This window comes from Mycobacterium vicinigordonae, from assembly GCF_013466425.1.
Classification (GTDB): domain Bacteria; phylum Actinomycetota; class Actinomycetes; order Mycobacteriales; family Mycobacteriaceae; genus Mycobacterium; species Mycobacterium vicinigordonae.
In genome coordinates this window covers 3,003,659-3,018,295 of the sequence record NZ_CP059165.1, presented here as the reverse complement: position 1 = coordinate 3,018,295, position 14,637 = coordinate 3,003,659, and the positions used below count along the sequence as shown (strand labels likewise).

Here is a 14,637-nt window from a genome sequence, read left to right as displayed (position 1 = left end):
CCTGACAACAGCTAGTCCTGAGAACAGACATAGGAGGGCATTCATGCCACTCGAACGGCTGCACACCAGCGGACACTACGGATTCCAGGCCGTGGGGTCATTCATCGAGCCGAGCGCGAGCGCGCACTGGAACGACGTAGTCGGGCTGAAGATGGACATGCAGTATTTCTACGGTTCAGTGCGTTCCGAGGCCGGCGACTACTGGTGGCCGATCCGCGGGTGCTATGCCGATTCGGCCCGTTTCCTGCACCTGTGCGAATCCAAGATCGGCGGCGACTTCACCTACGCCACAGACGAAACCAGTTCGTATGGCGGTCCGGTGGAACATGTGCAACGCAACGGCCGATATGAAGTGGTGACACCGGACGGCGTGACGTTGATGTCGGTCAACGACACCTCGATGGAATGGAACGACGGGACCGAGCTCAGCATCACCGGTGAGTTGGTCGGGCCGGGACTGCAGTTCTTCAACCCCGACGAAGACGACCCGTTGGTGTACACCTCGCGGTTGTTCAAGGCTGCCGGGATGATCAAGGGCATTCCCGTCACCGGCCTGGTCTTCCATGACAGCATGCACGCCAAGCCGGGCCGGAAGTTCATCACCGGGCCAGTCATCACGAAACTAGAGGCTGCATGGGTTGCGTTTGCCACCGAGTTCGAAGACGGCACCATCCACTCAGGCCACTTGGTACACGGCACCGAGGGCTTCAACCTGATGATCGTGCACCGCAGCGACGAGCCGCCGCTGATAGCCCGCGACGTAGTAGTGGAAGCCGAGCTCGACGGTGACGCAGACTCGCACACTGCATTTCCCGTCAAGGTCAGTTACACCGGTGGCGGCGAGACTTGGGTGTGGGAAGCCGCCGATGGCGGTCGTTGCCCAGTGCGAACGGAGCTTCCGCAGGGACACCGGTGGCGGCAGGGCTGGGCGCACCACGCGGACGAGACACGGCGACCGAGGACCACCGAAGCGCTGATGGAGACCTACAACGGACGGTTGCTGGACACCGGTGCGCTGCGCGAGAAAGTGCCGCAGTGAATGCTCATGGTCTCAGCGGATGGAAGTGGCCGTCGCGGCGCCGGGGCAATTTCGACTTCCGAAGCCTAGTCAGCACTTGCGAATTCGCCGCCCGGGATGCTTGGTGTGAGCGGGAATTCTTCGGGCTACACCCGATGGCCACCTACTGGTGGAGCTGCCTCACCGACGCCGAGGGTAATTTTTTGGCCCCGATGCGCAAGGTGAACACCGAGCTGTCCGGAGGACTGCAGTTGTCCTCCAACGTGGACGAGGACAATCTCGAGATCGCGCCGGACGCTTTCGAAGCTTCGATGCGTGGCGCCGGAGTCCGCTGGACGCTGAGTCAGAACCAAACATCGTTCCGGGTGGCCGCGCCGGCAACTGCGTCGACACAGCCATTCGAGATCACGGTTAGCGACAGCGAATTCGCCTGGACTGAGGGTGATTTGCTGACCTTGCGCGGTCCACGGCTTGGCCTCGGGTACCAGTGGTATACCCCGAATAGCGACGAGCGGGGCGGGAACCTCTATGTATCGCAGCCTTTTCGGGTAGCCGGGGCAATTCGGGGTCGCAAGGTCCGCGGGATCGTCTCGATGGACAACTTCTACGGCCCTACCGGTCAGGTCTACAACAACGGCCCGATCTTCAACGTGCTGGAGCTGGCCTGGGTGACGTTCGCCAACATCTACGCCGATGGGACACACGAGTTCGGCGCCTTGTGTTTGGGCAAGGAGCATTGGGGTTTCGCCGTGGTTGCCGACCAGAATGGCCCGATAATCGAGACCACTGAGATCAACGCGGACGTACAGTTGGACGGCGACAGGTACGTCGACACCGCCCACTATGCGGCCGGTAACACCGAGTGGCGATTCACCGCGGCCAAGCGCGGCCAGATGCGTTCGCTGGCTGCCGCACGCGGCGACGCATACCATGGGCAGGCCGGTTCGGTACGACGCGTTGGCGACGAACGGGTGCCGGCGACGTCGGTAGCTTGGATAGAAACATTTCCACTCAATGGGTTGGACCGCAGCTATAGCGGCCAGCGGTGATATCACGAATTCTACTGAAGTACGCCATTTTTCCGCTCGGTTCAAATAGCTTATCGGCCTGCACCTTTTGCGTCTGGCTCTTGCAACTCGACAAAGTATCCGATACGGTTTCAAATGAATATAGCGATCGATATATTAAGGAGAATCGATGTCGATTTCTTGCTATGGCGACTTCGACTTCCAGACGGTCGTAGATGCGTATGACCCCAAACTTGCCGATCTTCAGCCGCATCACCATCGCCATGGGTTGAATCTGCAGGTGCAGTATTTTTACGGGGCCCTCCAGGATGCCGACGGAACGATGTGGGCAGTCGAGCGAAAGTTCATCGGCCCGATGACCGGCGGGCTGTGGTTGATGAATGACTCCAGCGGCGACCTCAATCTGCATCCCGGGGCGTTCACCTCCTCACGTGGCGAGTCCATCAGAATCAACGAGCCCTCCAAGCGGATCTGGCGAAATCACTTGATGCACAACATGTCCGAGAAGTTCGGCGTGGCCAGTGAACCGTTGGACCTGGCAATCGACGACGACGGCATCCACTGGTCCGAGGGCAGCCTGCTCGATATCGGCGGGGCGCTACAAGGACCAGGATTTCAGTTCTATGCCCCGGCACGCGAGGAACCACTCTTCTACACCACGCAGGTGTACTGGGTCACCGGAACAATTGGCGGCAAGCCCGCCGAAGGATTTATCGGACTCGACAACGGTTACTGGACCCACGGCCGCGAGTGGAAAGAATACCGCTACTTCAATGACCTGGAGATCTCCTGGGAGGTGTTCGGTAACAAGTTCACCGACGGTGCCATCGAATACGGCGTCATCGTCAAGGGGCGGCGGGGTTGGTCTGGCGCCGCTACATTCGAGTCGGGAAAGTTGATCGCGAAGACCGATCAGCTCGGTGCCACTTACGATCTCGACGACGAGGGCTTCGTCAACACCGCGAACTTCGACATTGATGGGCGCGGCTACACTTTCACCGGCAGCCAGACAGGCAAAATGCGCCACTTCGGCGAGGCGCGCTGGGGTAACTACACCTCGCAAGGTGGAGTTACCCGCCGCGACGACGATGAGCGTGAACTCGCTCTGGGCTACAGCTGGCTCGAGTTCTTCCCTGGCCGGATCACCGCGGATGGGCTCACCTCTGCGTGACTGCGAAGAGCGGCGGGACCAAGCGCGGTTCCGGCCGGCCACCTACCGGCACTACTTCGGTCCGCGATGCACTGTTACGTTCCGGTGCAACGCATTTCAGTCAATACGGCTATGCCGGCGCGAGCACTCGCTCCATCCTGGCCGACGCCGAGGCGACCGCTCCGGCGCTGTATCATCACTTCGGCAACAAGACCGGTCTTTACATCGCTGTCGCGGCTACGGGTCAGGAGCACGTGCTAGACACCCTCACGTCCGCGATAGCGGACAAGGTGACGATCGCCGACCGAGTGGCTGCGCTATTGGAAGCCGCGACACAGCTACGCCGTGAACACCCGAACATCGCCAAGTACCTCAATGTCATTCAACAGGACGTAGCACGTCATCCCGATCTGGACGAATTGCTCATCTATCAGACACGTTTCGATAGCCTCTGGCAGCACGTCACCGACGACGTGGCGCCAATACCGGGGCTGGCCCTAGGTCTGCGTGCCGTCGTGGAAGGCCTGCTGGCGGTGGGCGGAGCGCACGTTCAGCCCGACGAGATCACCTCTGCCGCCGAAGCCTTGCAACAGATCACCCACGGCGGGCTAGAGGCGCTGCAGGGGTCTGGTCCGTCTGCCATCGAGTAAACCAGTCGAAGCCGGATTATCCGGCCCGCAGCTGTTCGAGCATTGCCATCAAGCGGCGCCGATCCACCTTCAGTGCCGCACCGCGCGGCAGCTCGTCGACGACGTAGACCTCCGCAGGCACTTCGTAGGGCGTCAGCGAGGACCGGCAGTGCGTCCGCAGCTCCTGCGGAGTCACCGCCATCCCGCGACGCAGTTCGACGGCAGCAACCGGGATCTGACCCAGCCGTGAGTCGGCGACGCCGACGACAGCCGCGTCATGGACTGCAGCGTGCGCGCGCAAAGTGCGAACCACTGTGTCGGGAGCCACCTTGAATCCTCCGCGCAGGATGACGTCGTCCGCTCGGCCATCTATGAAGAGGTAACCATCATCGTCGAGGTGCGCGAGATCGCTGGAGGTCACCCAACGATCCTTCGAATCACCTGCCTGCAACGAGGCCACCTGCAATCGGCCTGTCTCGCCCGCTGCCAACACCGTCTCGTCATCGCCAATCACCCGCAGTCGCACGCCAGGAAACGGACGGCCAACGCTGCCCTTCTTTTGCGCCCAGTGCGCGCGAAAGTCTTTGAGGGTCCAACCGGCAACTGCCCCGGAGAACTCGGTGGCGCCGTACACGATCAACACCGCGATGCCGAATTTCTCGTAGAAGTCGTCGACCAACGCCGGCTCCACCGGACTGGTCCCGGCATTGACCGCGCGCACGCTGGCAAGCTCATCAGCGGTGATATCGGAGTCGAGGACTGTGCGCAGGGCCGCCGGTGGCAGCGATACCAGGACCGGCCGGTGCTCGGCGACGGCGGCTCGCCATGCCGCGAGGGTAAAGCGCTCGAGAAGGACGAACGGTCGCGCGGTCACCAGGAACTGCAGCAGACCCCACAAGCCACCGATATGCACGATCGGCAGCACCACCAGACCGGCCTTTCCGGTCAGCGGCATGCGCCGACTGCTGTCCGGACGTTCGTTATGACGCAGCGCAGCCGACAACGAGGACTCCAGTTGGACCCGGCTCAGCGGAATTCGCTTTGGCGTGCCCGTGGTGCCCGAAGTCAACATTTCCACCGCTACTCCCGAATCCTGCGGCGGCACAGTCTCGGTGGACTCGGAGCGTTTAACGACTGCGTCCTCGTCAAGATTCCAGGATGTGGCGCCCAGTTCGGCGACAGCGGAGGTGAATGCAGGCTGCGACCACAAGGCAACGGGCGCAAGTACGAATGGGGCACCTGCGGTTAGGAGGTCGGCGCTGAGGCGATCCACCGGCTGCAGCGGGCTGATCGTGACCAGGGTGCGTTGCCCGCGCAGAATCGCGATCAGTGCCGCAACGGACTCCATGCGATTACCGAGCACAACCGCGACTCGGCTCCCGGGACCACAACCCGCGGCGCTGAGTTCCCGATCGAGCCATTCTGCGAGCTCGCGAATCTGGCCCCAGGTAATCCATTTGCCATCGCGTTGCAGCATGTCCGCGGTGTCGTCAGCCCCCCATAATCGGCCCAACGCATCGTGGATGCTCGCCATGCCAACTTCCTGAAATGTGCGGACCGTGGGATAGGGCTTCTCAAACTAGTCCACATAGTTTACTAGGTCAACTTACTATGACTAGACTCGGATCCATCGACTTCCTACGATGGGCACCTTGCTTTACAAGAGGTTGACCTGTCCGAGCATGCGCGCACCATTCCTTGCCAATTTCACTTGCCAAATGAGGAGAAGCCCCCATGGCAGACATCGACAAGCCGCAGACCGAACAGTACGGCGTACTTACCGACGAAGCGATCGACCGATCGCGGTTACGACTCGGAGTACCTCAACCACAACTCAACCCGCCCCACAACTACGAAGTGACGGCTGACGGGGTACGCCATTTCGCCTACGGGTACGGCGATGACAATCCACTGTATTGCGATCCCGGGTATGCAGCCGGGACCCATTGGGGGTCGTTAATCGCACCGCCGAACTTTTTGTACACGATGGGTGAAGACGCCGCGCCGAAGCCGGATCTCGAGACCAAAGCCTTGCTCAAGGGCGACCCCTTTGCCGGGCTCGGCTCTTATCAAGCGGCGATGGAGTTCGAATGGTGGCGTCCGCTGCGACTCAACGATCGATGCAAGGTCCTGCAGGCCCAAGTTGGTGTCCAACCCAAGCCCAGCCGCTTCGGCGGCCGCACGGTGCACATCACCCACGACTACCTCTACACGGATGGACGTGGGCAGATGCATGCGGTCCGACGAGGTACCTGGATCAACGCCGAGCGCCACACTTCTCGCGACCGCGCGAAGGAAAAGCTGAAACAAAACCCCTATACCGACGAGCAGATCGCCGAGATCGATACTGCGTACGCTGCCGAGACTCGTCGGGGCGCCGAGCCGCGCTACTTCGAGGATGTACGAGTGGGCGACCACCTGCAACCGCGGGTGAAGGGACCACTGACCACTACGGATGTTGTTGTATGGCACCTAGGTTGGGGCATGCAACTTACTCCCCCGGGCGCCTTCGGGATTGCCGCACGCATTCGCCACAAGGCACCCGGACTCTATCCCCGCAACCATCTGAATATCCCCGACACGGTGCAGCGATTGCACTGGGAACCCGAACGTGCGCGCGAACTTGGGCTGCCGAACTCCTACGACTACGGCGGAATGCGCGAAACCTGGTTGACCCACCTCATCACCGATTGGATGGGAGATGACGGCTGGTTGTGGAAACTGCGTTGCGAGCATCGCAAATTCAACTACATCGGTGACGTCACCTGGGTGCGCGGCAAGGTCGTCGACAAACGACAAGCTAACGAACGCAACGAAGTTCACCTGAAGGTTTGGTGCGAAAACCAACGCGGTGAGACCAGCACTCCCGGCACTGCGGTTGTGCTGCTACCTACCCGCGACCACCCAGTGACCCTGCCTGTGCCACCCGCCGCAGATCTGGACGGCATGATTACACATGAGTTGTCCCGCTTTAGTATTGGTGGGTGAGGGACCGCTCGTCCATCAGTTTAAGGACCGCCTGGTCCCGCAGCGCCTCGGGCCGGCCGACCATCACCGCGTTGACCCGTGCCCTGCGCAGTAGCAAATGTGCCGGATGCTCCCAAGTAAAGCCGATTCCACCATGAATCTGGATCGATCGCTCGGCGGCGAACACCGCCGCGTCCAGCGCAGCGGCCGCCGCCATCATGCAGTCGGCCTCGCGAAGTTCGTCGGCTTCGGACGCGGCGAGCACCTGACTGCGCGCCGCCTCCAGCGTGACAAGCATGTCGGCGCAAGGATGAGCGACGGCCTGGAAACTGCCGATCGGCCGCCCGAACTGCTCACGTTCGCCGGCCCACTGCACCGCCATGGCCAGACACCGGGCACTCACGCCGACCGAATCGGCCGCCACCGCCAGCAGTGCCCGGCACCGGGCCTCGGTCAATGCGCGGCGCAGCTGCTCACCGTCGGCAACTACTTCCCCTGGCGCGCAGGTGAATGCCACCGATCCCACGACCGCGGTGAGGTCTTGTGGCTGTTCGGCCTCCGCGGTGATCCCCGCACTACCGGGCTGCACCTCAACCAGCACAACGCCATCGGTTGTGCTGGCCAATACCAGTAGCAGCTCGGCGTCCGGCGCGCCGGGCACCAGCGGAACGTGGCCGTTGAGAGACCTGCCATCCCACTCTGGTAGCGCTACGCCGGAGGTGACCCAGCCCGCATCGTCGAGGGGAATGACTATAGCCGCTCGGGTCCCGGCGGCAATGCGCGCGGCGATGGCGTTGGCCCCGGCAGCAACGGCGAAACCAAGCGCGACCACGGTCGGCACCAGCGGTGTGGGCGCGAGTGCCTTCGCTGCCTCCTCGATGGGAGAGTCTCCGCTGTCAGCGGAACTGGTAGCAGCCAAGCTGCGGAAACCCCTAGCCGCTCTTGGCTTCCACAATCTCGAGGACGCCAGCGCAGATGAGTTCGTCGATGTCGGCCTCCGAGAGGCTCAAGAGTTCTCCGCAGAGTTCGACGGTGTCGGATCCCAGGGCTGGTGCTGGCCTCAGTTCGGGAGCCGGAATGCGCTCGAACAACGCCGGACCCATGAGCGCCTCTAGTGGTTGCTCGTGGCCGGGTTGACGCAGCTCACCCAGTTGGTGGCGCGCCGCCAGATGTGGGTCAGTAAGCAGGTCTTTGACGTGGACGGCCGCGCCGGCCGCAACTTTCCCGGCCTGCAGGCGCTGCTGCGCTTCGCGAGGAGACAGTGGCGCGATCCACTCCTGCAGGACCGCGTCAAGGTCATCGCGGTGAGCGACCCGGCCGGCGGCCGTGGCGTATTCCGGTTTTTCGGCCAGGTCGGGCCGCGCGATTGTCTTGGCCAGATTGGCCCAGTCCTCGTCACCATCAACAGTCACCGCGCAGTAAGCGTCCTCGCCGGTACACGTGTAAATACCTGAAGGGGCATCAAATTCACCGCTGTTGCCCTTGGCGACCAAGGTTCCCGGCTGCAGCGATTCCCTGACGTACTCGGTGGCCAGCTGACTGAACACGGTCTCCATCTGCGCAAGGCCGATGCGTTGGCCCCGCCCGGTGCGCTCCCGTTCGATCAGCGCCGCAACCACGGCCGCCGCGCCCACTCTGGCCGCCGCGTGGTCTGGGTAAACGGTCTGATCGTCGCCGAACCCGTCGGGGGTGTCGGGATGACGCCACAGTGTTGTCAATCCGACCGTAGCCCGCACCAGCGGGCCATAACCCATTCGCTTGGACCACGGCCCGGTGTTACCCAACGCACTGCTCTCGACCAGGACCACGCGTGGATTGATCTCCCGGAGCCTCTCATAGCCCAGGCCAAGGGCTTCCAGCGTGCCGGGTTTGAAGTTCGTGAGAACAATGTCGGCTTCGATCACCAAGCGGGCGAACAGTTCCTGGCCGGCTGCGGTGCGCAGGTTCAGACCCAGGCTGCGCTTGTTGCGATTTCCTAGCGCGAAGGAATATCCGACCTTGCCGGGTCCGTCGGTCTGCCGCGCACCGTCGAGGAACTCGCGGTTTTCGACCTTGATCACCTCGGCGCCCTGATCGGCCAATGATCGTCCCGTCTCCGCGCCGACCACGATGACACCCAAGTCCAGCACCCTCAGTCCGGCCAGCGGCCGGGCGGGGCCGTCGCCGTCCGCGCGGTGCTCGGGGCGAGGCGGCTCACCGTGTAGTTCCGCAGTGTGTTCGCCTAATTCGGGGGCGCGGTGCCTGAATCCCGCGCGTTGGCCACCGAATTCCAGATAGCCGTTGGGGATAGCGGCGTGCAGGCGTGGAGCGATCTCCGCATGCGCGAACGAGTTTCGTTCGCGGACGTGGTCGCTGGCCAGGATTTCGTGGGCGGTATTGAGCGGACCGATCGCGATGCCCAGTTCTGAACTACGCGAGACGATTTCGGCGCGGGTCTTGTCGGCGAAGAAGTCGAGGATCACCGGCTGAATCTTGGACCAGTTCATGAAGCGACCGAAAATGTGCTCGAACATCGGATCGGACAGTTCCTCGGGCTCGCCGATCCAGCTGAACATCGCTCGCCATTGTTTGGCCGAAGCGATGAACATGCGTACGTGCCCGTCGGCGCACGGCACGATCGGGTACATCATCCGCACGTCGGGCCGGCCGAGTGGCGCGTTATACAACGGTTGTCCCATGGTCGCGGTGCCGGCCATCCCGAAGCCGGGGTCGAGATCCTGGACCACCAGGTCGAACAGCGAACAGTCGAGGTAATCGCCCAAACCTCCGCGTTGTGCCTTGAAGCAGGCCAACAACGCTGCGTAGGCGACGTCTACGGCAGCGGTCTGAGTGGCCAAATGTCCTGGCGGTAACAGGGGTTCGCGCCCCGGCGCACCCGAGCGGGTCAGCAGCGATGACAGTGCCGCAAATACCGCCTCGCTGGCCCGGTAGTCGCGGTAAGGACCGGTCTGTCCGAAATCGGTGATCGACGCCACGACAAGTCGGGGATTACGCGAGCGCATGATCTCCTGCCCGACCCCGAGTGCGGCGAGATGCCCAGCGGGGTGCGACTCCAGGAAGATGTCGGCAGAGTCGGTCAAGCACAGCAGCGTTTCCCGCCCCTCGGCGATGGTTACGTCGGCCACCACTCCGCGTTTGTTGGCGTGTGCTGTAGCAAAGCGCAGCCCGTGTCCGTCGTGCTGGGGTTGTTCACGGCGTGAAGCGGCACCTTCGGGGGGTTCCACCAGCACCACGTCTGCACCGAGATCAGCTAGGAACCGGCCCGCGAAACCCGCTGCACCATCGGTGAAGTCGATGACGCGCACACCGGTCAGCGGGAGTGAATTGTCAGGCATCGGCGCCGTCCCTTTCCATTTCGGTCTTGTGGTGCTATCGGGGCAATCCCATGCCCCGGGCAATGAGGCCACGTTGGATATCATTGGTCCCGCCGCCGACGACATACATGATCGACTGGCGCAACCCGTATTCGAATGCCCCGCCGCCGGGAATGTCATTGTCGCCGTCGCCGCTCAACGCGGCGCCCGGCCCGATGATCGATAGTGTCGCCTCGCCGAAATCTTCGGCGAGGTCACCGCCCATAACCCCCGCCATAGCGGCGTCGAACATGGCTCCGATATCGGTAGAGCTGGCTTGCACGGCCGCGTTGACGAGTGCCCGGGTGGCTTGCACACGTACCGCGAGGTCAGTGATTTTCGCACGCTTGGCCGAACCGCGAATACCCACCAGTCGGTGCGGGTGGGGACGGACGAACTCGAGAAGGTCGTCAAGTTGCCGGTGCAGCGAGGCCGCGACGTTTCCCATCGTGATGCGTTCACCGGCAAGGGCATCGACGATGACCGACCAGCCACCGTTGACCTCACCCACCCGCGCGGTGTCGGGAACACGCACATTGTCGTAGAAGACCGTGCAGGACACCTCACCGGATAGGGCGGTGTGCTGCTGGATCGTCACGCCGGGTGTGTCCATGCGGAATAGGAAGACGGTGATACCTGCGTGCCGGGGCTGGGCTTGGGGATCGCTGCGCGCGGCCAGCCACACCCAGTCGGAGATGTGCGCGCCGGTCGTCCACATCTTCTGGCCGTTGATCACCCATTCGTCGCCGTCGCGGTCCGCCCGGGTGCGCAGTGACGCCAGGTCGGAGCCAGCTTCTGGCTCCGAGTAGCCCAGGCAGAAATTCATCTCACCGGCGCGGATGATCGGCAGGAACTTCTGCTTTTGTTCTTCGGTGCCGTGTCGCAAGATCGACGAACCGAGCAGCATCACCGATCCCAACGCCTTGATCGCTCCTACCCGGTTGTAGGTGGTCTCTTCGTTGAGCACCACCTGCTCGGCCAAAGAAGCGTTTCGGCCGCCGTACTCGGCGGGCCAGCCGAAGCCCAACCAGCCTTCGGCCGCCAACGCATTCACAGCCGCAGTGTCGACATGCATCGGGGTAGGTGCGGTGCCGGCTGCACCGCGGTCGGCAATGAATCGTAGAAATTCCGCGCGGAAGCACTCACCCTTGTCTCCGAGATCTGCTGCAGGCAAACATGATTCGGTCTCCACCAGCACATCTCCGACAGAACCCCGGGCCAGTTCGAGCGTGCTAAGCAGGATGACGTCGCTGTGCACCCGCCGGAACAGCCACGGGGCAGGATGTTCGTTGAAATATCCGATCGCCGCCAGCGTATGGTGTGCGCCGAGTTGCACTTTCGGTGCAATGGCCGCGATGTGGGTGACCGCGATCTCGGCGGCCAACAATGCGCTGTCCCGCCCGTTCTGCAGCGCCGAAACAGCCTCCGCCAACAGTAGGTTGGCGGATCGGATCTCGATTTGGCACTGCGCGGTGCGCTGTTGCACCGCACCGAAGCTGCCGATCACCTTGCCGAACTGTTTACGCGTCTTGGCGTGCTCGATCGCCATCTCGTGGGCGAACTCCGCCGCCGCCAGCGCACTTGCTGCCTTGCCGAGCCGGACCAGCACCAACGCACGGTCGGCTGCATTGCGGTCGACGTCACACTCGGCAACCGTCTGGCCAAGCCGGACTCGATTCCAGGTCGGTACGGCAAGGCCGGGCAGCGGCACCTGCTCGGCAATTGCGCGCACACGCGCGAGGCCACCCTGTTTGGGGATGACCAGCACGTGGCTGGCCGCGCCACCCGCGTCGACCGGTTGGGTGGGATCAGCTGTGACCACCAGACGTACATCACCATCGGTGATGCCCGCCTCGTCGAACAGCTCGGCGGCGGCGTAGCCGTCCAGGATCGGTAGCGGGCATGCTGCCCGCCCAAGGCGTCGCGCCGCGGCGATGGCGAGATTTAGCGAACCCTCGCCACCGAGGTCGAACCAGCCCAGCCGAGCAGCAGCTGCCCACAATTCGCCAATGTCGGCGCGTTCGGACGCAGTGCTGTCGCCCCAGAGCTTTTCGATGACCCGGGTCACGGAGTCATCGAATGCTTCCAGTTCCGCGGCGGCCTGCGTTGTCATCTGTTCTTCCACTCCGGTGGACGCTTGAGCGCAAAAGCCGTCATGCCTTCGATCGCATCAGAGCTCACCATCAGTTCGTCTACGACATCGCTGGGCGCGCTAACCGCTTCCACCGTGTCGGCGATGGCCTGCGTCTGCTCCATCACCTTGAGGGACAGCCGCACCGATGTCGGGGAGCCCTGTAGGGTCTCGGCAGCCAGTTCGCGCGCGATCGAGAGCGCCTGTCCTTCGGGCGCAACACGATTGACGACACCGAGCTGTTGGGCTTCGTCGGCGCCGATGCGCCGGCCGGTCAGGATCATCTCGGTGGCGACCTTCTGCGGGATCATCCGCGGCAGTCGGACCAATCCCCCCGCGCCCGCGAACAGGCCCACTCTGACCTCACTCAGGGCGAATTTGGCCGACGCATCAGCCACCACCAGGTGACATGCGAGCGCGATCTCGAATCCGCCGCCCATGGCGAAGCCATTGACCGCCGCAATCACCGGCTTGTGCATGTCTCGGCGACTCGTCAGACCGGCAAACCCATTGAGTGGCACATACATCGGCTTGCCGCTGGCGCTGTAGATGAGGTCGTTGCCCGCACAGAACGCCTTCGTGCCCTCGCCGGTGATGATCGCGACCCACAGGTCGCGATCGTGGTAGAAGGCATTGAAGACGCCGTCGAGTTCTTCGTGTGCCGGTGGGTGCAAACAATTGCGGACGTCGGGCCGGTTGATGGTCACCTCGAGCAGGTGTCCGTCGCGGCGGACCTTGATGAACTCGTAGTCGTTCCGGAGCGCTGGCGCGGACTTGGGCAGTAAGGCCGCTGCCGCCGCCGCGGAACGGGTGACCCGATTCCCCCAACCGAACGCAGTGACGTAGATACGTTCTCCGACAGGCTGTTCGGCACTCTCCAACACGGTCATCAACTCATCGTCGCCGGACGCGACTTGGGCCAAGAACCGCCCACCACCGTCGTCTAGACGGCCGATCACGATGCCGGACTTCTGTCCGGCACGGCCGTAGCTCACGGTGTAGGTTTCCAGGGTGGCCCAGCCATTAGGGTGCGCGATGTGCGGGGGGCAATCGAGGGCGTCGATATCGCGCTGCAATTGCTCGCTGTTGTCGGCCTTCAGCTCGGTAGACATAGTGCCGTAGACGCCCACCGACGTTTTGGACACGACGCCGCCGTTGGCAGACACCAGGGCATAACTGCCCGGCTCGGCGCGAACTCGTTGGACTGCCTCGGCAATGGCATGCATCGAATAGTTGTTTCCGGCACCGCCGAAGTAGGGCAGACCTCCGGTTAGGGTCAGACCTCGCGGATCATTGGGCGAAAGACCCAAGCTCTCAGTGATATTCGAAACTGCAATCGGAAAGCAGGAGTAGAAGTCGAAGAAGTCGATGTCGTCGAGGCCCAAACCGGCAACTTCCAGAGCGTGCCTGACCGCTGTCACCGCGGCCGGCCCCTCACCCAGGTTCTGGCGCTCGAGGACGCTTCGGTCTCTCAGATCGGCCTGGCCATGCAGGAAGACGAATTTGGACTCGTCGACGCCCAGCCGACGGGCGCTCTGGACGGAGGTGAGTAACACAACGGCACCCTGATTCACCTGATCGCGAGCAACGAGGAAGCGCGGGTATGGATCCGAGATCATCCGGTTGCGCTCGGTAACGGTGGCCAGCTCCTCGGCGCTGTGTTCCTCTGGTGCGGCTGAAAGTGAATTTTTTGCTGCAACTTTGGTAAACGGCGCGAACAGCTCCCCCATGGCAGCGGCGTACTCCTGGCGACTGTCTCCCCGTGCCGCCCGGCGCGCGTTCTCCAGCAGCCCGTACTGGGCGGGTGCAGTCGTCAGTCCGTGTGCCGCCTGCTCCATGCTGAACAGGCCGATTAGACCAAAGCCGCGGTCCTCATAACTACGGTCCGGATCGGCTGGGTCGTCGGAGAAATCCGGTTTGTTCTCCAATTTCGCGAGGTGGCGGATGGTGGATATCGCTTCGGCACCACCTAACAGCACGACATCGGCGTTCCCGGAGGCGATCTCGCGGGCGAACTCAGAGACCAGATGCTGGGGTGACTGTCCGCCGGCGACCTCGAGTACCGCGCGCTTGGGAGCCGCTCCTAACCGATTCGCTACCGAAACCGGGTATTTCGTCGACTTACCGAGTGGTGCCGGCGCACCGGGGGTGGAGTCCTCGAACTGGCGGGTGCAAGCAACCGTGTCGATGGCCGCGATCACTGTTTGCGGGTCGGCCCCGGTGTCGGTGACTGCCCTCTGTGCGGCGACGACAGCCAGGTCGATGGGCGAAAAGCCTTGATAGTCGGGCGCGTCGACGAGCTCGGCTACCTGCCCCACCCCGATCAGGACCGGGGTACGCGGATCGATCGCCTCCGTCATG

Annotated in this window: 10 protein-coding genes; 5 read left to right on the top strand and 5 right to left on the bottom strand. The window is 63.0% G+C overall.

The window, feature by feature from the left end; genetic code table 11:
• Nucleotides 1-43 precede the first annotated feature (43 nt).
• From H0P51_RS13645 to H0P51_RS13630, 4 genes are all read left to right on the top strand, one after another.
• Nucleotides 44-1,039, top strand: coding sequence for a hypothetical protein (locus H0P51_RS13645; protein ID WP_180918546.1), 996 nt, complete (start codon nucleotides 44-46; stop codon nucleotides 1,037-1,039).
• Nucleotides 1,036-2,067, top strand: a complete 1,032-nt coding sequence (locus H0P51_RS13640) for a hypothetical protein (protein WP_180918545.1) — start codon at nucleotides 1,036-1,038, stop codon at nucleotides 2,065-2,067. The genes H0P51_RS13645 and H0P51_RS13640 overlap by 4 nt, the downstream gene beginning before the upstream one ends.
• 148 nt (nucleotides 2,068-2,215) lie before the next feature.
• On the top strand, nucleotides 2,216-3,217 hold the full coding sequence (locus H0P51_RS13635) for a hypothetical protein (protein ID WP_180918544.1): 1,002 nt from the start codon (nucleotides 2,216-2,218) through the stop codon (nucleotides 3,215-3,217).
• A complete protein-coding gene (locus H0P51_RS13630; protein WP_180918543.1) occupies nucleotides 3,214-3,846 on the top strand; it encodes a TetR/AcrR family transcriptional regulator in 633 nt (210 codons plus the stop codon). Before H0P51_RS13635 ends, H0P51_RS13630 begins: the two co-directional genes overlap by 4 nt.
• 16 nt (nucleotides 3,847-3,862) lie before the next feature.
• Here the strand turns inward: H0P51_RS13630 and H0P51_RS13625 are convergent, their stop codons facing one another.
• On the bottom strand, nucleotides 3,863-5,359 hold the full coding sequence (locus H0P51_RS13625; RefSeq protein WP_180918542.1) for a class I adenylate-forming enzyme family protein: 1,497 nt from the start codon (nucleotides 5,357-5,359) through the stop codon (nucleotides 3,863-3,865).
• A gap of 200 nt (nucleotides 5,360-5,559) precedes the next feature.
• On the opposite strand from H0P51_RS13625, the gene H0P51_RS13620 reads away from it, so the two are divergent.
• Nucleotides 5,560-6,813: an FAS1-like dehydratase domain-containing protein gene (locus H0P51_RS13620; protein ID WP_180918541.1), complete on the top strand. Its 1,254-nt coding sequence runs from the start codon at nucleotides 5,560-5,562 to the stop codon at nucleotides 6,811-6,813.
• Here the strand turns inward: H0P51_RS13620 and H0P51_RS13615 are convergent.
• Genes H0P51_RS13615 through H0P51_RS13600 form a run of 4 tightly spaced genes read right to left on the bottom strand, consistent with a single transcriptional unit; the run spans nucleotide 6,797 to nucleotide 14,636 of the window.
• The gene (locus tag H0P51_RS13615; RefSeq protein ID WP_343061789.1) at nucleotides 6,797-7,711 is read right to left on the bottom strand and encodes an acyl-CoA dehydrogenase family protein; all 915 of its coding nucleotides are present in this window, start codon (nucleotides 7,709-7,711) and stop codon (nucleotides 6,797-6,799) included. The two genes, H0P51_RS13620 and H0P51_RS13615, sit on opposite strands and share 17 nt — an antisense overlap.
• Before the next feature lie 13 nt (nucleotides 7,712-7,724).
• Nucleotides 7,725-10,127: a CaiB/BaiF CoA transferase family protein gene (locus H0P51_RS13610; protein ID WP_180918540.1), complete on the bottom strand. Its 2,403-nt coding sequence runs from the start codon at nucleotides 10,125-10,127 to the stop codon at nucleotides 7,725-7,727.
• A 34-nt stretch (nucleotides 10,128-10,161) separates the two neighbouring features.
• Nucleotides 10,162-12,258, bottom strand: a complete 2,097-nt coding sequence (locus H0P51_RS13605) for an acyl-CoA dehydrogenase family protein (protein ID WP_180918539.1) — start codon at nucleotides 12,256-12,258, stop codon at nucleotides 10,162-10,164.
• The gene (locus tag H0P51_RS13600) at nucleotides 12,255-14,636 is read right to left on the bottom strand and encodes an acetyl-CoA acetyltransferase (protein WP_180918538.1); all 2,382 of its coding nucleotides are present in this window, start codon (nucleotides 14,634-14,636) and stop codon (nucleotides 12,255-12,257) included. The genes H0P51_RS13605 and H0P51_RS13600 overlap by 4 nt, the downstream gene beginning before the upstream one ends.
• Between the last annotated feature and the right edge of the window lies 1 nt (nucleotide 14,637).